Here is a 23,432-nt window from a genome sequence, read left to right on the forward strand (position 1 = left end):
CGCCCCAGGAGGGGCAAAAAACTATTCGGTATTAGCACCGGTTTCCCGGAGTTATCCCGATCTGCAGGGCAGGTTGCCCACGTGTTACTCACCCGTCCGCCGCTAAACGTTGGGAGCAAGCTCCCAACGTTCCGCTCGACTTGCATGTATTAGGCATGCCGCCAGCGTTCGTCCTGAGCCAGGATCAAACTCTCCATTATAGAGTAGTGTTGATTGCTCAATACTGCTGGCGATCGCCGTCCAAAGACGCACGATTCGCTTTTGATCTGCATGATGCTGATCAGTAGTTTGTGCGCGGGCCGTTTTGCGCGGCCGTTGCGTGTTGTTGACGTTTTGCTGTTCAGTTTTCAAGGTTCATTGTGTGCCGTTCTTAACAGCAACTTTATTAATATACCTCATCGCATTTCAGATGTCAACACTCTTCTTAATTGCTTTATCTGTTTGTTTGAGGACAGTTACTAATATATCAAGTTACTCGTATTAAGTCAATACATTTCGAGAAAAAAATAGAACAGAATAAAATACTATTAAATTATCCACATTTTTATTATAACCGAATTTTCAATTAAATCAATAGCAAAGTTTGTTACATTTTTGAAAGGAAAGTTTTCCTTTACATTCTAACATCTGGTTGACGGATCACCTCTCCCTTATCAGCTACCAGCACATCCAGTGGATAGCTTCCGAATTGACTTTCTTCTATATATAAAACGCATTCTTTCTAACACGCATTTTGATTGCTGTCATAGGAAGGTGAGCTCCCCGCTACGCGAGGCAGCCAACTGAACTCCCCCCTCCCCTTATTGAAATCCTTAATGCGCTAAACAGCAAAAAAATCCCACCAAAACCATTGGCGGGATTTTTCTATTTAAACCAAGAAGATGAAATACAATATGAAGATCACGAATAATCCGTACATGATTGGATGAACTTGCTTTCCTTTGCCCGCAGCAATCATTGTAATCGGATAGAAGATAAAGCCGATCGCGATTCCTGTTGCGATGCTGTAGCCAAGAGGCATAGCAATCATCGTCAGAAATGCTGGAACTGCAATTTCGAAATTCGTCCAATCAATTTTGCCAAGTGCGGAAACCATCAGCACGCCGACAATGATCAAAGCCGGCGCCGTCACCGCACTTGTGATGACTTCCAATAAAGGATAGAACAAAATTGAAACCAGGAACAATATTCCTGTCACTACAGAAGCGAAGCCAGACCGTGCGCCTGCTGCTACCCCTGAAGTGGATTCAATGTAAGAAGTCGTTGTAGAAGTACCGAAAATTGCTCCAGCTACAGTTGCCACCGCATCAGCCAAAAGCGCTTTTCCTGCGCGCGGTAATTTATTGTCTTTCGTCATCAATCCCGCTTGGTTAGCTACCGCTACCAAAGTACCCGCTGTATCGAAGAAATCCACGAACAAGAACGTCAGGACGACAACCAGGAATTGAATTGTCATCAATGAGCCCGGATCATTGATGATCGGCTCCAAAGCTACACCGAATGTCGGCGCCATGCTTGGCACCTGGCCAATGATTGCAGACGGCAGTTCGACGATGCTGAAGATCATGCCAACTACTGCTGCAATCAGCATGCCGAAAAAGATTCCGCCTTTAATGCCTCGGACCATGAAGATTACTGTGACCACCAAACCGAAAATCGCCAGCAGTGTCGAGGAGTTCGTCAAGTCGCCAAGCCCGACCATCGTATCCGGATCGCCGACGATGATGCCGGCATTTTGAAGACCGATGAACGTGATGTACAACCCGATCCCCGCTCCAACCGCAAATTTTAGTTCAGCGGGGATCGCGTTGATGATGCGTTCACGCAAACCAGACAACGAAAGGATGATAAAGAATAATCCAGAAAATAATACGCCGGTCAAAGCTGTCTGCCAAGGAATGCCGTAAGTCAAGATGACTGTGTAAGCGAAGAATGCATTCAGCCCCATGCCCGGAGCAAGCGCAATCGGATACCTCGCTACAAACCCCATCATCAAGCTTCCTACTGCCGCAGCTAATGCGGTAGCCATGAATACCGCGCCATAATCCATACGCAATGCATCTGGCAGATCTGTTACCGAGCTGAGTGTCAGCGTCAGCGGGTTTACCACTAAAATATAGGCCATCGCTAAAAATGTCGTTAAACCGCCAATGATTTCCCGGCGATAATTCGTGCCCAATTCTTCAAACTGAAAATACTTCTTCAATGTAATTTCCTCCGCGTGTCGCCGCAATAATGCTGGAAAACAGAAAAACGCATACAGCAATGTGCCGTATGCGTTCGATTTACCCCTCCAAAGTAAATAAATCCAGAGAGGGTCCGGCTTCCTGCAGCCGGACAAAAATCGTAGTCGAGTCATTTACGGTAACTCGGTAGAAACTTTCGGGCCATATCCCCGACATTATACGACAACGTTATTTAATTTCTATCGTAGAATAACACGTTTCTTTTTAATTAACAAGCCTAAACACGAACATTAATCGTTTTTTTTATTTTATAGTTCGTGAAATATTCAAAAAGCTGGAACACCTTTTAAAGGTGCTCCAGCTTATGCTTTATTCCCACTCGATCGTTGCAGGTGGCTTGCTCGTAATGTCGTACAATACGCGGTTAATATGGTCTACTTCATTGACGAGGCGGACACTGATTTTCTCCAGTACGTCCCAAGGGATGCGCGCCCAGTCGGAAGTCATGCCATCAATTGATGTAACGGCTCGGATGCCGATTGCGTAATCGTACGTGCGGGCATCGCCCATCACGCCGACGCTGCGGATATCCGGAAGGACAGTAAAGTATTGCCAGATGTCCCGGTCCAATCCTGCTTTGCTGATTTCATCACGGAGAATCCAATCCGACTCCCGGACGATTTTAAGCTTCTCTTCTGTAACTGCTCCCATGATGCGGATTCCCAATCCCGGACCTGGGAATGGCTGGCGCCAAACGATTTCATCTGGCATGCCAAGCTCTGTGCCTAGCGCACGGACTTCGTCTTTGAACAATGTATTCAATGGCTCGATCAGTTTAAACTGCATGTCATCGGGCAAACCGCCTACATTATGATGCGATTTAATGGTTTGTGCCGTTGTCGTACCGCTTTCGATAATGTCTGTATAAAGCGTTCCTTGAGCAAGGAAATCCATGCCTTCAAGTTTCGACGCTTCATCGTCGAATACGTAGATGAACTCGTTGCCGATGATTTTGCGTTTTGTTTCAGGGTCTGACACGCCTGCCAGTTTGTTCATGAAACGATCTTGTGCATCGATTTTGATGACATTCATATTAAAGCCGTCCGCGAAAGTCTTCATAACGCTTTCCGCTTCACCTTTGCGAAGCAAGCCGTGGTCGACAAACATGCATGTCAACTGGTCGCCGATCGCTCTATGGATCAATACCGCCACTACAGAAGAATCAACACCGCCGCTGAGTGCACAAAGCACTTTCTTGTCGCCGACTTCTTCGCGAATTTTTTCGATTTCAAGCTCAATAAAGTTTTCCATTGACCATTCATCTGCCATGCCGCAAACGTCATAGACGAACTGGCGCAGAACTTCATTTCCATAAATGGAATGGCGCACTTCAGGGTGGAATTGCACACCGTAGAATCCGCGCGACTCATCCGACATTGCAGCAATTGGGCATCCTGCGCTTGTGCCTGTCACTTCGAATCCAGGTGGCGCTGCAGTTACCAGGTCCCCGTGGCTCATCCAAACAATCTGTTCTTTTGGAAGATCTTTAAAAATAGTGCTTTCTTTTACAAGTTGAAGTTCAGCTTTGCCGTATTCACGGTTTTGGGCTTTTTCAACATTGCCTTTCAAATGCAGAGCCATCAGTTGCATGCCGTAGCAAATTCCCAAAATCGGAAGTCCCATTTCAAAAATAGCAGGATCGATTGAAAACGCATTTTTATCATAAACCGAATTCGGTCCGCCTGAGAAAATGATGCCGGAAGCATTCATTTCTTTAATTTCTTCTGCAGTAATCGTATGCGGATGCAACTCGCTATAAACTCCGATTTCACGAATACGCCGTGTAATCAATTGGTTGTACTGGCTTCCAAAATCCAAAACCACTACTTTCTTCTGTTCTTTCAACATTGGGCTGACTGGCACACTCTTCACCTCTTCTATTCAATTCAAGGCCTCAAAATAGCAAAAGAACGCGAAATATAGTCCTCGCGTTCTTCTGCTCTACATCAAAAAGGCGAATGCACATGTCTAAACGCATGCGTCATCCGCCTTCATAGTCAAGTCATTTCCGGGGACTTGGTAGAGACATCCGGTCCATATCACCAGACATATATGAGGGCACCTGTAACTTATAATTTTCTCAATTGTACAAGGTCGCACTCCCAAAATCAACCGCTTGTCTGTTTGATTAAATTTTCCCAACTTTCTTTCAGCTTTTGCCATTGGACGGTTTCATCTTTGCCGCCATAGACAGACCTTTCATACGCCTGCGTCAATTTCGTCATATCATGGGTCCCGAAGAACGAATCGATATACGAAGCGTACGACTTCAACGTCTGCCCTTCTCGCCTTTTAATACCGTATAAATCCAATTGCTTCAACAAGCGCAAATACGCTTTTTCGAAAGTTGATGCATTATTCCTGCGTGTACGATAATACGGAATGAGCACTGCAGGCAGCCATTTTTGCCGCATTTTGAACAGTATCAAAGCTGCTGCTGTAATCCCCGCCAAAGACCAAAGGATCGCTTTTCTATGTGCATCTGTATACTGTTCGAATCGGCTCCATAGCGATGGGCCACTGTCTGCAGCATCAGCTGCTACTTCTTCATCTTCAGCTGCCAGCGGGTCAGGGCGCTCTGGCATGACGGGATCTTCTAATTCTTCCGTTTCTGTTTCAACGTCGAAATCGACTGCCGATGCGCCTGTAAAACCGATTGTCGGTTCAAAAAGCATCCACCCGACTCCAGGCATGTAAGCTTCAACCCATGAATGGGCATTGTTATTGGTGACCTGGTAAGTTTCCTCTTCACCATTCTGATCTACTAATTCACCTTCATTGAAACCCTTAACCCAGCGCGCAGGGATATCAAGTGAACGGAGCATGACGACCATTGATGTCGAAAAATTATCGCAATAACCCGTCTTTGTGTCGAATAAAAATTGATCAACATAATCTTGATCTCCCTCAGGAACCGGAATATCCTCTTGGCTGTATTCAAAGCCTGCTGTGCTGAAATAGCGTTCAATAGCACGCGTTTTTGCATACACATTGTCACCATCCGCCGTTATTTCAGCCGCGAGGTCCCGCACGCGCTGGGGCAATTCCGCCGGCAACTGTTTAAAGCGGTCAAACTCGGCAGGAAGCTCAGCCAAATCTTCAACGCTAGCTGCCTGCAGCGCGGTCAAGCTATATAATGGTTCACTATAGGCAACCTCATATACTTCAGGTTCAATTTCAGTGCCATCGATATACGTTTCAATGCGCTGGTCTGCCGAATCGTATTGATAATCGACGTTTTGATCCATTAAAATTGATTCAGTGCCGTAAGGATAAAGCACGAATGGGAAAGATTGTTCCATTGACACCAAGGCATCGTCCCGCAAAGCAGGTTCACCCGGTTCGAAATCTGTGGAAATAAACTCTCCATTGCCGTATAAGAAGGAATCGCCGACGTTTTCGGTCAACTCCCACCCTTTTGTTGTATAGATATCTTTGGATTCAACTTTCCAATACTGGCCATTCGCGACAGTTGCTCTGAAAACAGGCGTATCGTCACCTATAAAAGAACCGCCGAGTTGGGAATCATCCACGCCATAACCGATGCGCCCGACTTCTCCTCCCGGGCCACTTCCGGCCTGCTCAGAAAAAGAAGTGATGTATGGCACGGGGTCCGGCCAAATCGGACCGGATTTCGGCAAATAAAGGGCAAATGCGGCTGCCGCCGAAACCATCAGCACCAACGGAATTATATACGCCGCGATTTTATTGCCGCTGAGTTCGATATGATGGCGCTCAAGCCATCGTGCTAAATGGAGCAGACCGGCCAATAGAAGGCCGATGACCATGATTCGGATGATGGCCGTATTTCCGGTGTAAGGGCTAAACGTATCCAATACCGCGATAAAGACCACCGTTAGCAAATAGAACAGGAAAATGCTAAGCCGGTAGCTGACCCAGTAATGAATAAGGTAGACTGCCATCCATAACAAAGCGAAAAAAAGTACGGTCCTGAAAATATCTGTTGTGCCGACCCAATCCTGAGCCAACACTGCCGAAAAGTCTTTTGTAAAATTATCCCACAAAAATCGAATTGCATCTCCTGTGAAAAAAACTTTGCCGGTATAGACGTAAACCGTGAACCACAGGACATACAGCGTTTTGACCGTACCTGAAATCCACCATGGCACTTGCAGCAAGGCCATAATCAGCGACATGCCGATAAAAATCAGGAACAGGTTTTTATGCCCTGTTTCGGTCAATGCAATTACAGGAGCCAGCCATTCTGCCAACAGGAAAAAGACCAAAATATACAAGCCTGCCATGAACCATTTGTTTTTTCGGATTGAAGTCATTTATCCTTCACCTCCATAAAGACTGAGGAAAAGTTTTCAGGCGCCACCCATTTGACAGCGAAGCCTTTAGAGCGCGCGAATTGAAATGCTTGTTCATCTTCGCGCGATGGCCGCTCCCCTTTTTTCATGACCACCAGGCACATACAGGCATTCAAGTTTTTAACGTTGCGTTGGATGACTTTAACCATATCCATCGTCAGCTTGCTTGTTACATACAGTAAACTTGATGATTGGATTTTCAGGAGATCACGCCCAACTGCTTCTTCTGCGGGATTTTCAAGGTCCGGCTGCACTTTCGCCAGGAAATACATGACCCGGTGAAGATGTTCTTCTGTCTGGATGATTGGAAACGAATTGCGGGTCGCGCCTACAGACAAATAGGCGACGCTCGATTTCGAATCTACAATCGATTGAAGTATAGACGCCACCAATTCTACTTGGAGTTCGAATTTATCCGTCTTCCGCCGGTCATCCAACAAGAACAAATCTTGTGACTGGCGGTCTTCGAATTCTTTCGTCTGCATTGTCTGGGTCCGCGCGAATGATTTCCAGTGGATCCATGAAACGCGGTCGCCCGGACGGTAGTCGCGGACACCTGTCGCCATTGTTGTATCTTTCACGAGCGTGAAAGGCGCGGCCATGGCTCCTTGGTCGTACCTCGATTCCATCGGGCGGTAAACGATTTCAGTCGTATTTGGATATACCAGGACTTTCTGCTGAAGCGGTATCAGTTTCGACTTCCGCACCCATCCGAAGAAATCCGAAACTTCCACCTGCACCCCTTCCAGCACATGCTCACCGCGAGGCATATCCTGGATTTCATAACTCCAAGACATGCCGGTAGAAAAACCGGGTACCAGCATTTTCTGATTGCCGCCCGCGGTTCTGGCATTCAGTGCAGGGGAATGCGTTTGTTCCATCAGTACGGTATACAGCAGCGGAAACCGCATATTCCGCTGTACTTTGATAGTTGCTAAGAATGGCGAACCTTTGCGCACCTGCGGGGTGTGGATTTCCCGGCTCAACTCCATATCCTGGAGCGGATAGACGGCGAGCAGCAGGGAATAAAGCGCAAATGGCAGTGCCATATAAAAAATGAACCAGCTGACAAAGCCGCCTTGGAACATGGCGAAAGCGAAAGTGAAAATCAGGATAAACAGCACAAACAGGAGCCGCCCCCATAGATTCACGAATGAGGCCGTTTTTTTCATTGGCCTACAAGCCTTTGGACTGGCACCCGCGTTTTCGCCAAAATACGATCCGTGATTTCATCAGTAGTGATTCCGTCATAGCGCGCTTCCGAGCGCAGCATGATGCGGTGCCCGAACACGAATTTCGCCAAATATTGCACATCGTCCGGCGTTACATAATCGCGCCCCTTCAACATGGCGTATGCCTGGGATGCTTTCATCAAAGCGATTGAACCGCGAGGGCTTACTCCCAAATAGACATATGGGTCGTTCCGCGTCTGCCTGGTCAGTTCGACGATATAACTCCTGATCGTTTCATCAACATTGATCTTTTTCACTTCTTCTTGCAGCGCCAAGACTTCTTGGAGTGAAATAACTTCTTCTAAATCTTCGATTGGTGCAGAAAGCTGCGCGCGGCTGAGCACTTCCATTTCTTCTTTCGGCGATGGATAGCCCATTTTAACTTTCAATAGAAACCGGTCTAGCTGTGCTTCTGGAAGCGGATAAGTGCCTTCATATTCAATCGGGTTCTGGGTGGCCATAACAAAGAAAGGCTTTGGAATAGGCATGGTTACACCATCAATGGTCACAGAAGCTTCTTCCATCGCTTCAAGAAGTGAGGATTGCGTTTTTGGGGATGTTCGGTTGATTTCATCGGCCAAAATGATATTGCCCATGATCGGGCCTGGCCTAAAATGAAATTCCATATCTTTCGGATTGTAGATGGAAACGCCAATCACATCGGACGGGAGCAAGTCAGGAGTAAATTGGATCCTTTTAAATTCGGCGCCTACTGATTTTGCGAGTGCTCTTACCAGCATCGTCTTACCTACGCCCGGCACATCTTCGAGCAGGACATGGCCATGGGATAGCATTGCCACCATGCTCAATTCAGCAATATCGCGCTTTCCGATAATCACTTTTTCTATATTATCAATTACTGCATTTAAACGATCTTTTGACTTCATCCTGATTCCCCCAATATAAAGTGCGTGAAATTTTTTAAATTGTCCAAAACTTATTTCAAGCATAACGAATTCACCGGAATTTCTCAACTTTCCGTAACTTTAGCATTGTTATTATCCATAGAAATGAACGTCCCATGGCAAGCCACTGCTTACGGACTCTTTCCGTCGAATCAAAAACAGGACAAGGAGCGGAATCCGCATCTTGTCCTGTCTCTGTCCAGTTCATTTCCAAAAATCATCAAAGACCGTAATCGGCAAATGGCGTTTATGCTGTGTACGCAGGTAATAGCCTTCCAGTTTTTCTTGCGCATCCCCTGGAATTTTCTTGCCTTCAAGGTAGTCGTCAATCATGTCGTAGGTGATGCCTAATGCCACTTCATCCGGAATCGCCGGACGATCTTCTTCCAGGTCAGCAGTAGGAATCTTCATATACAGGTGCTCCGGACTGCCAAGTTCTTTCAGCATGGCGCGGCCTTGGCGCTTGTTCAATCGGAACAAGGGCGTGAGATCGGCTGCCCCATCTCCGAATTTCGTATAAAATCCCGTAATCGCCTCAGCTGCATGGTCAGTGCCGAGCACGACCGCTTGATTGGACCCCGCAATTGCAAATTGCACTTTCATCCGCTCACGCGCCTTCTCATTGCCTTTGATAAAGTCAGTCAATTCGATGCCCACTTTTTCCAACGCGTTATCGCTCGCATCCACCGCTTCCTTGATGTTCACCGTATAAGTCTTCGTCGGCTTGATAAAATCAATCGCGTCTTGGGCGTCATGTTCATCAAATTGCGTACCATACGGCAGCCGTACGGCATTGAATGCATAGTTGCCGGCTTCTTCCGCGTTCAATTCATCAACGGCCATTTGAGCAAGCTTACCCGCAAGTGTCGAATCCTGCCCGCCGGAAATTCCCAGCACAAAGCCGGTCAGGAACGGATGCTTGATCAAGTATTGCTTTAAGAAATCAATTGTCCGGCGCACTTCTTCCTGCGGATCGATGGTCGGCTTCACTTTCATTTCTCTAATGATCTGCTGCTGCAAATTTGACATGAATCTTCCTCCTTATTATTTCCCAGCCATTTGCTGGATGGCATCTTTCACTTCTTGGATATTGCGTATTTTATTGTCCCAACACTTCTGGCTCAAATCGACCGGATATTCTTCCGGATTCAGTGAACGTTTGTATTCATCCCATAAAAGATTAAGGCTACTGGAAGCGTATGCCTGAATTTGCGGCAAAGAGGGATTTTCATAAACCACTTCCCCAGCCTTAATCACTTGCTGATGAAGATTGACAGCCTCAAAATTCGACACGAACTTCGAGACATATGTATGGACCGGATGGAACATTTTCAAATGGTCTTCTTTAGCCGGATCCTCATCAGACATAGTGATATAATCACCTTCTGATTTCCCATTTTCCCTATCTATAATGCGGTAAACGTTTTTAAGGCCCGGCGTCGTCACTTTTTCAGCATTGCCCGAAATCTTGATAGTGTCTTCCATTTTTCCCTCGTCGTTTTCAATCGCTACAAGTTTATAGACTGCACCAAGAGCCGGCTGGTCATATGCGGTGATCAGCTTTGTGCCGATACCCCATGAATCCACACGAGCTCCCTGTGCTTTCAAGTTGAGGATGGTGTATTCATCCAAATCGTTAGATACAACGATTTCAGTGTCCGGGAATCCGGCCTCATCCAGCATTTTCCGCGCTTCTTTCGACAGAAATGCGATATCACCACTGTCCAGCCGGATACCGATAAAATTGATTTTATCTCCTAATTCTTTCGCGACTCGAATGGCCGTTGGCACGCCTGATTTAATCGTGTCATAAGTATCAACCAGGAAGACGCAGTCTTTATGGCGTTTTGCGTAGGAATGAAACGCTTCGTACTCATCTTTATATGCCTGTACCATCGAATGGGCATGCGTTCCGGCAACCGGAATCCCGAATTTCTTGCCGGCTCTAACATTGCTGGTCGCTTCTAAACCGCCAATATAAGCTGCGCGGGTCCCCCAGATTGCCGCATCCATTTCCTGCGCGCGTCTGCTGCCGAATTCCATTACCCGTTCCTTTTTCACGATCTGCTTGATGCGGCTCGCTTTAGTGGCTATCAAGGTTTGAAAATTGACGATATTCAAAAGCGCCGTTTCAATAAGCTGCGCTTCCACCAATGGTGCTTCGATCCGCAACAGCGGTTCATTTTGAAAAACGGTCTCTCCTTCGACGACTGAATAGACATCTCCCGTAAAACGCACCGTTCTCAAGTAATCAAGAAAATCATCCTTGAAGCCGACTTCTTCTTTCAAATAAGCCAAGTCACTTTCCGAAAACTTGAACTCCCTTAAATAATCAAGCACTCGCTCCAGTCCCGCGAAAACCGCGTAGCCATTGCCAAATGGCAATTTTCTAAAAAACAACTCGAATACTGCTTTCCGTTCATGCATGCCATCCGCCCAATAGGCTTCTGTCATATTAATCTGGTACAAATCCGTATGTAAGGCCAAGCTGTCGTCTGCATATGTATTGCGCATTATAAAATCTCCTTCTTCCACATTAAATAATTTCTCTAATTATACCCTAAAGAAAACAATTCAAAAACGAAATGCCCAGGAAAGAAAGAAGTTGACATGAAATGCGTTTTATGCAATAATAATCTAGTTAACATATAGGTAACTGGTAATTTTGATAATCTGGCATTCTACGATAATGTTTTTGAGAATACTTATTCACACTGGCGCGATTAAAGGATCGCAAGGACGTAAAAGAAGGTAGGGTTTACGTTGCTTAAGTTAGAAAGCCCCAGTGGAACAATGACCGCGGCACAGAAAGTTAAACCTTTCAATGGAAATGATTCCCCGTTTTTAACGGGTTGAAAAATTGAGTCAAAACTTATAGATGTTACCTTAAACAAACAAAGGGCAGCCCTCACATCGAGGGCTGCCCTTTTCCAATTGTTTCAGCTTTTTAAAGCGAGTGTTTCTTCCGGCGCTGTCTGTTCACGGTTCAAATAATCAGTTACCGCCCCTTTTGAAGAGCAGGAAACATTGTGTGCGTATTTGCCGAGCACCCCTTTTTTATAAAGCGGCGGTGCTGTCCATTCCTTGCGTCGCTGTTCCAGTTCTTCCGCCGGTACAGCCATAGAGATTTCCTGCAATACTGAATCGATCGTGACGATGTCGCCTTCTTTAAGAAGCGCAATCGGTCCGCCGGTCTGTGCTTCAGGCGCAATATGCCCCACCACTAAACCATGTGTGCCTCCGGAGAAGCGGCCATCTGTCAGCAATGCCACTTTTTCATCCATTCCTTTGCCGACCAAAATTGCCGAAATGGACAGCATTTCTGGCATCCCTGGACCGCCTTTTGGCCCTACGTAGCGGATGACCAGTACATCGCCATCGTTTATTTCGTTGGCCATGACGGCAGCTGTCGCCTCTTTCTCTGTGTTATAGACTCGTGCAGGGCCGCTGTGGCGCGTAACTTTGACGCCAGACATTTTCGCAACAGCGCCGCTCGGCGATAAATTCCCTTTCAGAACGATTAATGGCCCGTCTTTGCGTTTCGGGTTGTCGAAAGGCATGATAACCACTTGCCCTTCCAGCAAATCCGGTGCCTCTTCCAAATTCTCTGCCAAGGTTTTCCCGGTAACCGTCATACAGCCGCCGTGAAGATAGCCTGCTTTCCATAGTACCTTCATCACCGCCTGCACTCCGCCTACGCGGTGCAGATCCTGCATGACGTATTTTCCACTTGGCTTCAAGTCCGCAATATGCGGAACTGTTTTCTGGATGCGGTCAAAATCATCCATCGTCAAATCGATTTCCGCTGCATGAGCGATTGCCAACAAATGCAAAATCGCATTGGTTGAACCGCCAAGTGCCTGCACGACGGTTATAGCATTTTCAAACGCTTCTTTCGTCATGATGTCTTTTGGATAAATTCCTTTTTCGAGCAGATTATAGACGGCTGCCCCTGCCGCTTTGCAATCCGCTTGTTTGACGCTTGATTCTGCGGGGTTCGAAGAACTGCCTGGCAAACTCATCCCCATTGCTTCTGCAGCAGAAGCCATCGTGTTCGCCGTGTACATGCCTCCGCAAGAACCTGCTCCGGGACATGCCCCACATTCGATTTTGCGCAATGACTCGTCGGTGATGTCGCCGTTATTATGCTGGCCGACTCCTTCAAATACAGAAACGATATCGATATCCTGGCCGTTGTAATTACCCGGAGCAATCGTTCCCCCGTATGCGAAAACAGCTGGCACAGCAGAATTTGCAATCGCAATCAAGCAGCCTGGTATGTTTTTGTCACAGCCGCCGATTGCCACTAGCCCATCCAAACTTTCAGCCCCGACAACCGTCTCAATAGAATCCGCGATCAAATCCCGGCTCGGCAATGAATAGCGCATGCCTTCCGTTCCCATCGAAATCCCATCCGACACCGTAATCGTATTGAATACTAGCGGAACTCCTCCTGCTTCTCTCGCTCCACTTTTCGCGCTCACCGCCAATTCGTGGATATGTATATTGCAGGGCGTCACTTCGCTCCATGTGCTGGCTACTCCGATCATCGGTTTCTTGAAATCTTCATCCGTCACACCGACTGCTCTGAGCATTGCGCGGTTCGGCGCTTTCATCGCTCCGTCGAATACTTTACTGTTTATGCGCAAATCTTTTTTCATCAGGCATCTTTCCTTTCTTTTGTATCATTATAGAGAAATATTTACTCAATTCAATGAATTTTAAATATTTTATCTAATATTTTTTTAAATAATTCGAAAACTGGTCACATATTTGGGTTGTGAGAAAGCTTTGATTTTCTTCTCATTCCGCTTCAGCGCACTTTCATCTCTCTAAGCTAGCGCAGCGATGCAACGGTCTTTCATGTCCCGAAGCTAGCGCAGCGATGCAACGCACCTTCATGTCTCGAAGCTAGCGCAGCGATGCAGAGACAGAGACAGGGACAGGAGCATATGTCTTAACAGGGCTGTTTTACGGAATATCGGATAAAAAGGAGTATATTTTTCTTACCCTTCCATTTATCTCACTTGCTTTACACTTAATATTTTTGTCTTTAATAGTCGGATGTTATACTTGCAGTACATCAAATTTCCTCCTTTTCTAGTGATGTTTAGTGAGAAGAAAACGGATTACAGAGCTGAATAAATTTCGAAGGAATCGGAGATGGTTTGGATGCAGATCCGGGAAGCGCACGAAGATGAATACGAATTCATAAAATGGCAGAGGCTGGCTTCTTATAGCCCCTTTGAACAGATGATTCCTGCTCCGCATTGGGAGTTGCTAAAAAAAACCTTATTGTCGGATACTTTTAAAGGTCCTGGAGTGCGCGTTTTTATTGCGGAAGTCAACGGCGCTATCGCCGGCAGCATCGTGCTGTTCCCTGCCGAATCGAAAGCTTATGAATGGGATGAAAGAGCGCTGCAGCATCCTGAAATCCGCATGCTTGCAGTAGGCCCAGCCCAGCGTTCCCAAGGCGTGGGCAAGGCACTCGTCAGCCATTGCATCCAGCAAGCGAAAGCGGACGGTGCTCCTTTTGTCGGGCTGCATACGGCAGACTTTATGGCAAACGCCATGCACCTATACACAAGCTTCGGTTTCGAGCGGGTTCAGGCATTGGACTTCATGCCGCTTGATGATGGAATCATTATCAAAGCTTTTAAGCTGAACTTATAGAGAAAAGGGAAAAGGTTTCGGCTAAACGCCGAAACCTTTTCCCTTTTCTTATCGCTGTGTGCTCCACTCTTTTTCTTGCTGCCAGGTTTTTTCAAATTGCTCCGGCAAAGCGGGTTTGCTGAAATAATAGCCTTGTCCTGTCACATTGAATGACTTTAGCAATTCCATCTGTTCTTTGGTTTCGATGCCTTCCGCAATCACTTCAGTTTGGAGGTTTTTGCCTACCTGGATGATGGCGGTAAGGATAGCCAAGTTGCGATGGTTGCCAATGATGTCGTCAATCAGCGATTTATCGATTTTAAGTGTATCAATGCTGATGTTCTTGATGACAGTCAACGACGAGAAGCCTGCGCCAAAATCATCTATCGCTATTTTCACACCCAGTTTTCTGAGCTCTTCCATTAATTTTGACGCTTCTTCAACGTCAAACATGACGCTTTCGGTGATTTCAATTTCGAAGTAGCGTGTATCCACCTGATGCTTTTTCAAAATGCTGTCCACTTTCTGGCTGAAGTTCGGGTCCCGAAACTGGCGGGCGGATGCATTGACAGACACTTTAACTATAGGGAATCCGAGTCGCTCCCATTCTTTTAGCTGCCTGCACGCTTCATCAAGTACCCATTCGCCGATTGGCAGAATGAGCCCGGTCTCTTCAGCTATCGGAATGAACTCGTTCGGCTGGACCATGCCGAACGGCGATTGCCAGCGCAACAGCGCCTCCAGGCCGACCAGACGATTTGATTGCAAATCGATTTGCGGCTGGTAATACAATAAGAATTCCCCGTTGTCGATCGCTTTTCTCAAAGCATTTTCAATTTGGAATTTCCTTGTCGCTTTTTCATTCAAATCATCTGTGTAGAATTGGTAATTGTTCTTGCCCTTTTCTTTCGCTGAATACAGCGCAAAGTCCGCTTGGCGGATTAGCGTCCCAGCATCCCAGCTGGAGCTTGAATGGAGGCTGATGCCAATACTGATGGTAACCACCAAGTCATGATCCATGAGCAAGACCGGCCGGTTCATCTCTTTAATGATTTTTCGGCTGAGGCGCTCCAAGTAATCCTCATCTGCGTCTTCGAGCACAACGATGAATTCGTCCCCTCCATGCCGTGATAGGCGATCTGAAGGGCGCAAACAATTTTTGATGCGCTCTGACACGTGTTGCAAAAAGAGGTCGCCGCCGTGATGGCCTAATAAATCATTGACGCCTTTAAAATCATCAAAATCAATAATTACTACGGCAATCGAGCGATGATGCTGCTTGGCGCGCTCGGCTACCTTAGCCAGATTGGCGTAGAACCAGTGCCTGTTTGGCAAGCCGGTTAATTGATCTGTAAATGCCAAATCGTTCACTTTTTTCTCAATTCGTTTCTTTTCTGTAACATCTCTCGCAATCGAAAACGCTCCTTCAACTTTTCCTTGGCGCTTTATGGGCACGACGTTGACATCTACTTCAATTTCCTTGCCGAATTTATCAATCATCTTTTGCTCTGATCGGAGAGACTTGCCGTGTTTCGCCAATGTGAACGTGCGCTGTACTTCCTGAAGGTCTTCAGCAATGAGCGCAGGAAAAGCCATCGCGTGCAATTCTTGTTTATTATAGCCGGTGAGTTCTTCCGCATTGTGGTTGACGTTTGTAAAATTCCCGTCCATGTCCAGTTCAAATACGGCATCCAGATTCTGCTCAAACAACGAACGGTATTTCTCTTCGTTTTCTTCCAAAAGCCGGATCGCTTTCTTTTCTTTCGAGATGTTTTTCGCGATTCCGAAAACGCCGATGATTTCATTGTCGACGATTATCGGCAGGTTTGTAATATGGAACGGCACGCCAGCTCCAGTGCGGTGAATCCCAACAAGCTCGTAATTTCGCGGCGTGCCTTTTAAAGCAAGCTCGAAGTTTCGGATCGTATCCGGCAGGAACTCAGCCTCCACAATTTTATGGAAAGTCATGCTGCCGAACTCAGCTCTCGAGTAGCCGAGCATTTCCATCAACGCCTGATTGACATCCAGCATCTTCCCTTGGGCATCCATTGAATAGACGCCTTCGGGGTTATGCAAGAAAAGCGATTGGTAGCGCTGTTCGCTTTCTTCCAATTTACGCCGTACTCTTTTCTGTTCTGTGATATCACGCAAAATTAGCTGGATAGAGGGGTTCCCTTCAAATTCCATCCGCGCTCCCTTTATTTCAACTTCCAGCGTTTTGCCTCCAGAAATGACAAGTTCCTGTTCAATCGGCGCCTCATCCTCACCTGACACCATCCTGATAACGCGCTGTTTAACCGCTTCGTGGTGTTCGGGCGCCACAAAACTGAGAACGCTTTTCCCGACCAGTTCATGCTCTGCCCGCGCATTTACCATGTTTAAGCAGGCTTGATTGACAAAAGTAATGTCGCCACCGCTCTGGACAACAATCGGTTCGGGTGATAACTCTACCAATCTACGGAATCGTGCCTCATTTTCTTTCAGCGTCTCCTGCAATTGTTTTTCATTGGCAAGTGACCGATAGTCCAGCACGGCAAAAAACACGGCTAAAAAGATCATGAATAAAATCATTGTCAGGACGAACAATAATAGGGAATAATCCGCGTAATTCAATGCCCTGCCCTCAGGATGAAGCTCCATTGATCCACTAGCGGAACTATAATGCATCACCGCGACTGAAAGTCCCAGAATCACTGCACTGATCGATTTTCGCGCAATCGATTTTTTACCGTAAGCTGCCATGGTGAAAAGCCTTGTGGCCAATGATGAAAAAACGAAAGCCATCAGCAAGGAAAACGCTGAATTAAAAAGGCTGAACTGGAAATCCATCTGTACTTTGACAGCAAGCACTGCAATATAATGGCCAAGAAAAATACCGGCGCCCAGCAGCAGGCTGCTGAAAACACTTTTCCATTTACCGTCATTTTTAAAATAAAGAATGTGGAAGGCACCGTAAGAGCCAAAAATTGAAGCCGCCAGCGACCCAGCTAATATGAGCGGATTATAGCTTATTCTGACATCTGAATGGGAAGCTGCCATTCCAGTGAAATGCATGGTGAAAATCCCTGTTCCGACCGCACATGCCGCAAAGGTGGCCAACGTCCTTTTTTGCATGCGACTTGCACTACTAATTTTTTCTGTTAAAACTAAGGCTATATAAGATGAAATGATGGCAGTAAAAACAGATAAAATCACTAAAAATGGACTGAAAAATTCAAACAATACTGATTTCATCTCCTACTTTGTATTTATTAATATAGATTATTATACCTTAAACTCAATGCCGAAGAACAAAGTATTATTGTACAGGCAGAATTAGTGCTGCATGAATAGAGAAATACAACTTTTACAGCATTTCCGGCTTGAAAGGATTTTTCCATTCCATCAATGCCGCATAATTCAAAGAGTTTGCGTCTTCCAAGTAATCACTGATAACGCAAACAGGCGTCCTGCCGCAGCGCAGCAAAAAGGACACGACCGGGTCTTTGAGTTTACCTAATACTACACCTTCTAAGTACGCTTCAGGTGAAAGTTCAGATGAATGCTTGAAATACCCTGGCATCCTGCCGCCGCCAAGGACGCGTTCGAGCCCGGCATGGACGGCTCGCTCATAATATGATTGCATCAACAATCTTCCAAGATCCATTTTCCGGAAAGCAGGGCTGACGCAGATATCAGCGATGTATAGCGTCTTGCCATTCGGATTGTGATTCGTTATAAAGCCGTCAGCTGTTGCCTCGCTCCAGCTATGGTGCGGAGAGTCGCCATCAAAATCTGTCAGCAGACCTGTAATAGATCCAGCCATTTTCCCTTCCACCTCTACACATAATGCACCTTCAGGATAATACTTTACGTGGTTCGCCAATTGATCTTTGCCCCACCACAATTCTTCAGGAAATGGCGGCGGGAAACTTGCGCGCTGGATGCCGATTAACTCATCAAAGTCTCGCTCTGTATAAGGGCGCACTGTCGCCTTAAACGGTTTACCGTTTTTAATAACGTATTGCTCTTTGCGGTACATATTCATTCCTCCCAGCTATTCTGCCTTCCTCTATTATATAGAAACCAATAAAAAACCTCCCGGCTGATTTCACTGGGAGGTTTTTTATTGGTTTCCTTATAAAGGAGGCAAGATGACCGGTACTGCCATTGGCTTAGCTTCAGCCTGGGATGCAGTTGCCACTTTAACTTCTGGTTCTTCCAATTGCCCGATCGCGCCTGCCAAAACTGCAGTGAAGACTGCAACGGCAGCAATTTTTTTGCCCATTTTCATAAAAGTTCTCCTCCATTGCGGTTATAGTATGAGCGGTAGAAATTCGCTTTTTCCCACTCTTTTTGCTGCTGGTAATTGTTTACTAAATCAGCAGCAATTTTCTTGCTTTCTTTTATATAACCATTTTTTCTGAAAAATGGAAACATAATCGTTTCACAATAGGACATTAGGTCTGGTTGGGAAAAGTTTCGTTTTTCGAAGTAGTTGCTGTATATCTCTACTTGTTCGTCGGGGCTTTGCTGCAGCAAGGTCCGAACTTCCCCGATCAAATGGGAGGCATCGATCCCTAATTCAATAGCCGCTTCAATCTTGCTCAATAACACAGCTTTATAAAAATACGAATCCTCTGGCAGGCTGTTCTTCAAGTCGCGCAGAAAGTCGTAGGCTTTTCCATATTCGCCTGTTTCTTTCAACAATTCAATATAATTATAAGAAGTTTGGTGGAATAGCTCTGTCTGTCCGGTAAGGCGCGCATTGCGCTTCAACACTTCGTAAAGGCCATTTGCCTGGACATGCAGATTGCGCCGCGTGTAATTGATGGCCAATAGCAGCTGTGCATGCATGAGCCGGATGTAATTATGGTGGAGCTGATAAAACTGGACGGCCAGTTCTGCGTAATAAGCCGACACTTCGAAACGATCCAGCACGATCATCAGCCGCGCTTTCTGGTAATAATACTCCCCTTCGAATTTTTGCGGGATGCTTTGGATGCCTTGGTCAAGCATCTCGAGGCAGTCCAGAGATTGTTCCGTTTTATTGAGCATTGAGTAATAGACCGATAAGAAGAATTTATACAGCCATTTTTCCGGTGCCGAAAAAGAACCCGTCAGCCGCTCCAGCATGTTCTTCTGCCGCTCTGCTTGCGGCTGGTCGATTTCATAAATATAATAACGGAATTTATACAGCTCATATTGGTTGACCAATTCAGTGGATTGGATATAATCGTTCTCCAATTTCAATTGATGATAAAGTTTTCGCATATTCTCCAAGTCGTAATGCAGCGACGAATCGATAAATTCGCCAAGCTGCCTTTGAAGCCTCTTATGCCGCTCCACTTCTTTTTGCCAGTGCACGCCCATCTTCGCCAACAATGCTTCGATCGTCGATTCATGCGGCACGTACGCATTCGATTCAATTTTACTCAAATGGGAAATTGAACAGATCCCATCCGCTAACTTCAATTGCGTCATGCTATTTTTCGTGCGGTAATACTTGATGACGGATCCGATATTCATACGCTCACCCTTTTAATCCGAATAGTTAAAATTTTACCATAAAAAAACAGTTCCAGCATAATACTGGAACTGTTCAGGGCGTTCTATTCCTTAGCGCAAACGTGCAAAACCGAATCCTGAAGCATAGTCATCGCCGTATCCTGCGCCTGATCCTGAAAGGATGTCGTAATTATAAGCGCGATTCTGCAAATCATTGCGGATAGTCGTGTGGCTGACTGTCGGGTTTGCTGCCCAAACTTTCGCCGCTAGTCCTGCGATATGCGGTGAAGCCATGGATGTTCCGCTGATGGTCGAGTAACCGCCTGTGTACCAAGTTGAGTAGATGGCAGCGCCTGGTGCAGAAACTTCCACATCGCCTTTTTGGATAACGTAGTCGCCGTCTGTCGAGCTATAGCCGCGTGAAGAGAAATCCGCTACGCGGTACGTGCCATTTTGGATGACATTTTCAAGAGCTGCTACAGCGACTGCATTCTGCAATGCGCCAGGATAGCCGATTGATCCTTGATAAGGGCCTGAATTGCCGGCAGCTGCAATGATCAACACGCCTTTGCCATATGCGTAGTTCACTGCATTCGTGATTAAGCTGCTTTCAGCTGATGAACCTAATGACATATTGATGACAACTTTTGTATTTAAAGAAGTTGCCTGATCGGCAACGTGGCGGATGGCATTCGCGATATCATCCGAATAGCCTGAGCCGTCATCGCCCAACACTTTATACGCCCACAGGTCAGCAGCTGGTGCTACGCCGTATACGCCTGAACCTGAACCGCCATCAGCCAACGCTGAACCGGCAACGTGTGTCCCGTGCCCTTGTCTGTCTACGCAAGATCCATTGACGATGCTAGTTCCGACAGTGAAATCTTTACATTGTTCAACGTTGTTCACTAGATCCGCATGAGTTTTGTTGACGCCTGTATCAAGCACGGCAATGTTGATGCCTGCTCCACCTGAAGTCTTGGTCAATGCGCTGTCGTTATAGATTGCTTTGATGCCCCATGGGGTGGATTGCGATGCTGCCATTGCTGCGTAAGCCGCTTCCGGTTTTGAAGAAGTTTCTTCAATAGAGAATTCCGGCACTTTTTCAACAGTCAGGTTTTTATTTTTTTGCAAAGCTTCGAATTGCTTAGCATTCATATTAGTAGTAAATCCTTCAGCCTGGAAATCCCAGTGGACGCCGTAATGCTCTTTAGCGTTCTTCAACTCTGTTTGGTTTGCAGAATCGACCAATACCCGGAATTTCTCATTCGTATTCTGTGTAGAGAAGTCCCCATTTGCACTAACGCCCATCGCCGGTACAAGCAATGTCGCCGCCAGCATAACTGATGTCACAAACTTTGCCGATCTTTTCATCGTCCAATCCCCTTTTCCATCAAATAGTCGGCAATCAAAGCCATGGCGGCGTCCCGCACAACGCTTCCGTATCTCCATCTATGGGAGAACCTTGCCTCACAACTAACATTATCAGATATGAATATTTTCCGTAATTGGGAAAATTCTGTATCATTTTTTAATAATGGCCGGACATTGAGACATTATAACCACTCCTCAAGACCTAAGTAAGATTTCATAGCTAAACTTCACTGAATATGCCATGTTTTATTATTATTTATACGCTTTTCTTACAAAGCGATTTTAAGCAATTAAAAATAATTAACAGAATAGTTCCTCAAATAGACATTTTAGTTTTATAATTGTATGGACTGGATTTAATGGTTTTGTTTCAGGGTGGATGGATAAATCGGAAGATAAGAAGAACGGAGGCTGGCTATGGAAAGTTTGCATTACACGCTGCTCGATGTATTTACGGCAAAGCGGTTCGGTGGAAACCAATTGGCGGTTTTTTACGGAGAAGAGAATTTAACCGCTGAAACGATGCAGCAAATCGCCCGTGAATTGAATTTGTCGGAAACGGTCTTTATCTGTCCCCCCAAAGATTTGGGACATGAAAAGAGCCTGCGCATTTTCACCCCGACAGTCGAATTGCCGATTGCAGGGCATCCAACTGTTGGGGCTGCATTTGTCATGGCCGATAGGCAACTCGTCAAAACCCATGAAGGCAAGAATGAGTGGGTGCTCGAAGAATTGGTCGGCGCAGTGCCGGTGACAGTTTTTGTTGAAGCCGGGAAAGCGGCAAAAGTGGAAATGACCCAGCCGCTCCCTGAGTTCGGCGAAAAATTCTCCAAAGCCGGTTTGGTCGCCGATCTGCTTTCCTTAACTTCAAAAGACCTCGACAGCCGTTTTCCGGCTCAAACGGTTTCTTCCGGCCTTCCTTTCCTTTTTATACCGGTACGCTCACTCGACGCCATTCGCAGGATCAATTTTAGGACGGACATCTGGGAACGGCATTTCAGCATGCATCCGGACACCCAAAATATTTTCGTTTTCACGACTGAAACACAGGAAAGACAATCTACGGTTCATAGCCGTATGTTCGCCCCAGCAATGGGCATCGCGGAAGATCCCGCCACTGGAGCGGCAGGCGGGCCTTTGGGCGCTTATTTGGTAGCCTACGGAGCAGTGCCACATAATTCCAGCGGCATTTATCAGATTCGCAATGAACAAGGCTTCGAGATGAAACGCCCGAGTTTCATTGACATTACGGTCACTGAATCGGCCGGAACATTCAAACAAGTGAAAATCGGTGGCATTTCCGTACTCATGGGCCAAGGCGAAATCCTTTTGCCGGATTAATGTACAATAAAAAAAAACGCCTCGCAGCGAATAACTGCGAGGCATTTTTTGCGTTTATTTACCTGGAATCGACTTCCAAGTATCTTCTAGCCAGCGGTCGAAGTCTTCACCTTTGTCACCTTTATAAGTGTCATAGATGTCGACGCGCATTTTCTGAAGCTTCACTTTAAAATCTTCATAGCTATGGTCGCGCGGCAAACTTTTCTTGATACGCACCAATACTTTCGACGTGTCTTTGATCAAATCGAATTTTCTGCGCGGCGGCAATTGGACATCTTCGCCAAGGTCGATCAATTTCTCGTATGCAGCTTCCTGCACGTGGTAAACTGGATCGTTTTCCAGACGGTGCAGCAAGACGTCGATTGTCTGCTTGTGCTTGTAATTGCCAAGCTCTTCGACTGCAGCCAAACGTTCTTTCCAGTTCGCTGTGCGGTTTGCGGCTCTTTTCAATTCGGCGTAGTTTTCAGGCAGTTTCGTGTTAAATTGTTGACTCAAAAAATTCAATCTCCTTTTGTTCATTTCCGTTGCGGAAAAGCTTATTAATGTATTGTACCACCATCTGGCCTAAAAAGAAGGCTCTGTTCGTGCTCGCAGCCGATTTTTCTTCAGGCTTCCAAGAGCGCCTTAAAGAGCCCTTGTCATTTCGCTCTAGGCTGACGCGTTCCGCAGGCCTTTCTTCAGTCTCCTTTCCGCTATCAAAAACAGCTGCTCCGGCATCGCTGCGCTAGCTTCGAGACATAAAAGTGCGTTGCAGTGCTTCGTCGCAAAGGTATTACCTCAATTCTTGGGTCAATACCTTTGCAGCTGTTTTGCGGAATACCGGCTTAGGTATGGAAAAGCCCAAAAAAGAAAAACTTCTGG

At 46.3% G+C, this 23,432-nt stretch carries 16 protein-coding genes, 1 rRNA gene and 2 riboswitches; of the genes, 2 read left to right on the top strand and 15 right to left on the bottom strand.

What is annotated here, in order from left to right:
• From AC4EHB_RS10990 to ilvD, 9 genes are all read right to left on the bottom strand, one after another.
• Window positions 1-200 (bottom strand): 16S ribosomal RNA (locus AC4EHB_RS10990); the annotation flags it as partial.
• Window positions 201-868: 668 nt separating this feature from the next.
• On the bottom strand, window positions 869-2,206 hold the full coding sequence (locus AC4EHB_RS10995; protein ID WP_490981518.1) for an NCS2 family permease: 1,338 nt from the start codon (window positions 2,204-2,206) through the stop codon (window positions 869-871).
• Window positions 2,207-2,327: 121 nt separating this feature from the next.
• Window positions 2,328-2,429, bottom strand: a riboswitch (purine riboswitch).
• Between the two features lie 126 nt (window positions 2,430-2,555).
• Window positions 2,556-4,094: a glutamine-hydrolyzing GMP synthase gene (guaA, locus tag AC4EHB_RS11000; RefSeq protein ID WP_490976026.1), complete on the bottom strand. Its 1,539-nt coding sequence runs from the start codon at window positions 4,092-4,094 to the stop codon at window positions 2,556-2,558.
• A gap of 126 nt (window positions 4,095-4,220) precedes the next feature.
• A riboswitch (purine riboswitch) is annotated at window positions 4,221-4,322 on the bottom strand.
• A gap of 32 nt (window positions 4,323-4,354) precedes the next feature.
• Complete coding sequence (locus AC4EHB_RS11005; RefSeq protein ID WP_490976014.1) at window positions 4,355-6,541, bottom strand: transglutaminase TgpA family protein; 2,187 nt, start codon at window positions 6,539-6,541, stop codon at window positions 4,355-4,357.
• Window positions 6,538-7,752, bottom strand: coding sequence for a DUF58 domain-containing protein (locus AC4EHB_RS11010; protein WP_490976013.1), 1,215 nt, complete (start codon window positions 7,750-7,752; stop codon window positions 6,538-6,540). The genes AC4EHB_RS11005 and AC4EHB_RS11010 overlap by 4 nt, the downstream gene beginning before the upstream one ends.
• The gene (locus AC4EHB_RS11015) at window positions 7,749-8,699 is read right to left on the bottom strand and encodes an AAA family ATPase (RefSeq protein ID WP_490976012.1); all 951 of its coding nucleotides are present in this window, start codon (window positions 8,697-8,699) and stop codon (window positions 7,749-7,751) included. The genes AC4EHB_RS11010 and AC4EHB_RS11015 overlap by 4 nt, the downstream gene beginning before the upstream one ends.
• Window positions 8,700-8,921: 222 nt before the next feature.
• Window positions 8,922-9,746, bottom strand: coding sequence for an NAD(+) synthase (gene nadE / locus AC4EHB_RS11020; protein WP_490976011.1), 825 nt, complete (start codon window positions 9,744-9,746; stop codon window positions 8,922-8,924).
• 15 nt (window positions 9,747-9,761) lie between these two features.
• Window positions 9,762-11,231, bottom strand: coding sequence for a nicotinate phosphoribosyltransferase (locus AC4EHB_RS11025; protein ID WP_490976010.1), 1,470 nt, complete (start codon window positions 11,229-11,231; stop codon window positions 9,762-9,764).
• A gap of 425 nt (window positions 11,232-11,656) precedes the next feature.
• Complete coding sequence (gene ilvD / locus AC4EHB_RS11030) at window positions 11,657-13,378, bottom strand: dihydroxy-acid dehydratase (RefSeq protein WP_490981519.1); 1,722 nt, start codon at window positions 13,376-13,378, stop codon at window positions 11,657-11,659.
• 502 nt (window positions 13,379-13,880) lie between these two features.
• On the opposite strand from ilvD, the gene AC4EHB_RS11035 reads away from it, so the two are divergent.
• Window positions 13,881-14,390 carry a GNAT family N-acetyltransferase gene (locus AC4EHB_RS11035; RefSeq protein WP_490976008.1) on the top strand — a complete coding sequence of 170 codons (510 nt, stop codon included), beginning with the start codon at window positions 13,881-13,883 and terminating at the stop codon, window positions 14,388-14,390.
• Window positions 14,391-14,438: 48 nt separating this feature from the next.
• Here AC4EHB_RS11035 and AC4EHB_RS11040 read toward each other — a convergent pair whose 3' ends face one another.
• From AC4EHB_RS11040 to AC4EHB_RS11060, 5 genes are all read right to left on the bottom strand, one after another.
• Window positions 14,439-17,483, bottom strand: a complete 3,045-nt coding sequence (locus tag AC4EHB_RS11040) for an EAL domain-containing protein (RefSeq protein WP_490976007.1) — start codon at window positions 17,481-17,483, stop codon at window positions 14,439-14,441.
• A gap of 232 nt (window positions 17,484-17,715) precedes the next feature.
• The gene (locus tag AC4EHB_RS11045) at window positions 17,716-18,390 is read right to left on the bottom strand and encodes a GNAT family N-acetyltransferase (RefSeq protein ID WP_490981520.1); all 675 of its coding nucleotides are present in this window, start codon (window positions 18,388-18,390) and stop codon (window positions 17,716-17,718) included.
• Window positions 18,391-18,486: 96 nt separating this feature from the next.
• Complete coding sequence (locus tag AC4EHB_RS11050) at window positions 18,487-18,642, bottom strand: hypothetical protein (RefSeq protein WP_490976005.1); 156 nt, start codon at window positions 18,640-18,642, stop codon at window positions 18,487-18,489.
• The gene (locus AC4EHB_RS11055) at window positions 18,639-19,877 is read right to left on the bottom strand and encodes a helix-turn-helix domain-containing protein (protein WP_490981521.1); all 1,239 of its coding nucleotides are present in this window, start codon (window positions 19,875-19,877) and stop codon (window positions 18,639-18,641) included. The genes AC4EHB_RS11050 and AC4EHB_RS11055 overlap by 4 nt, the downstream gene beginning before the upstream one ends.
• A 90-nt stretch (window positions 19,878-19,967) precedes the next feature.
• Window positions 19,968-21,230, bottom strand: a complete 1,263-nt coding sequence (locus AC4EHB_RS11060; protein WP_490981522.1) for a S8 family peptidase — start codon at window positions 21,228-21,230, stop codon at window positions 19,968-19,970.
• A gap of 417 nt (window positions 21,231-21,647) precedes the next feature.
• On the opposite strand from AC4EHB_RS11060, the gene AC4EHB_RS11065 reads away from it, so the two are divergent.
• Entirely contained in the window at window positions 21,648-22,571 is a 924-nt protein-coding gene (locus tag AC4EHB_RS11065) for a PhzF family phenazine biosynthesis protein (protein ID WP_490981523.1), read from the top strand.
• Between the two features lie 54 nt (window positions 22,572-22,625).
• On the opposite strand, the gene AC4EHB_RS11070 is transcribed toward AC4EHB_RS11065, so the two are convergent.
• A complete protein-coding gene (locus tag AC4EHB_RS11070) occupies window positions 22,626-23,066 on the bottom strand; it encodes a HEAT repeat domain-containing protein (protein WP_490976001.1) in 441 nt (146 codons plus the stop codon).
• Window positions 23,067-23,432 lie beyond the last annotated feature (366 nt).

It is taken from the genome of Planococcus sp. TJ-302, from assembly GCF_058268455.1.

Coding starts and splice junctions, on each gene's coding strand:
- guaA (WP_490976026.1), bottom strand. CDS start 4,094: ATGTTGAAAGAACAGAAGAAAGTAGTGGTTTTGGATTTTGGAAGCCAG.
- AC4EHB_RS11005 (WP_490976014.1), bottom strand. CDS start 6,541: ATGACTTCAATCCGAAAAAACAAATGGTTCATGGCAGGCTTGTATATT.
- AC4EHB_RS11010 (WP_490976013.1), bottom strand. CDS start 7,752: ATGAAAAAAACGGCCTCATTCGTGAATCTATGGGGGCGGCTCCTGTTT.
- AC4EHB_RS11015 (WP_490976012.1), bottom strand. CDS start 8,699: ATGAAGTCAAAAGATCGTTTAAATGCAGTAATTGATAATATAGAAAAA.
- nadE (WP_490976011.1), bottom strand. CDS start 9,746: ATGTCAAATTTGCAGCAGCAGATCATTAGAGAAATGAAAGTGAAGCCG.
- AC4EHB_RS11025 (WP_490976010.1), bottom strand. CDS start 11,231: ATGCGCAATACATATGCAGACGACAGCTTGGCCTTACATACGGATTTG.
- ilvD (WP_490981519.1), bottom strand. CDS start 13,378: ATGAAAAAAGATTTGCGCATAAACAGTAAAGTATTCGACGGAGCGATG.
- AC4EHB_RS11035 (WP_490976008.1), top strand. CDS start 13,881: ATGGTTTGGATGCAGATCCGGGAAGCGCACGAAGATGAATACGAATTC.
- AC4EHB_RS11040 (WP_490976007.1), bottom strand. CDS start 17,483: ATGCAAAAAAGGACGTTGGCCACCTTTGCGGCATGTGCGGTCGGAACA.
- AC4EHB_RS11045 (WP_490981520.1), bottom strand. CDS start 18,390: ATGTACCGCAAAGAGCAATACGTTATTAAAAACGGTAAACCGTTTAAG.
- AC4EHB_RS11050 (WP_490976005.1), bottom strand. CDS start 18,642: ATGAAAATGGGCAAAAAAATTGCTGCCGTTGCAGTCTTCACTGCAGTT.
- AC4EHB_RS11055 (WP_490981521.1), bottom strand. CDS start 19,877: ATGAATATCGGATCCGTCATCAAGTATTACCGCACGAAAAATAGCATG.
- AC4EHB_RS11060 (WP_490981522.1), bottom strand. CDS start 21,230: ATGAAAAGATCGGCAAAGTTTGTGACATCAGTTATGCTGGCGGCGACA.
- AC4EHB_RS11065 (WP_490981523.1), top strand. CDS start 21,648: ATGGAAAGTTTGCATTACACGCTGCTCGATGTATTTACGGCAAAGCGG.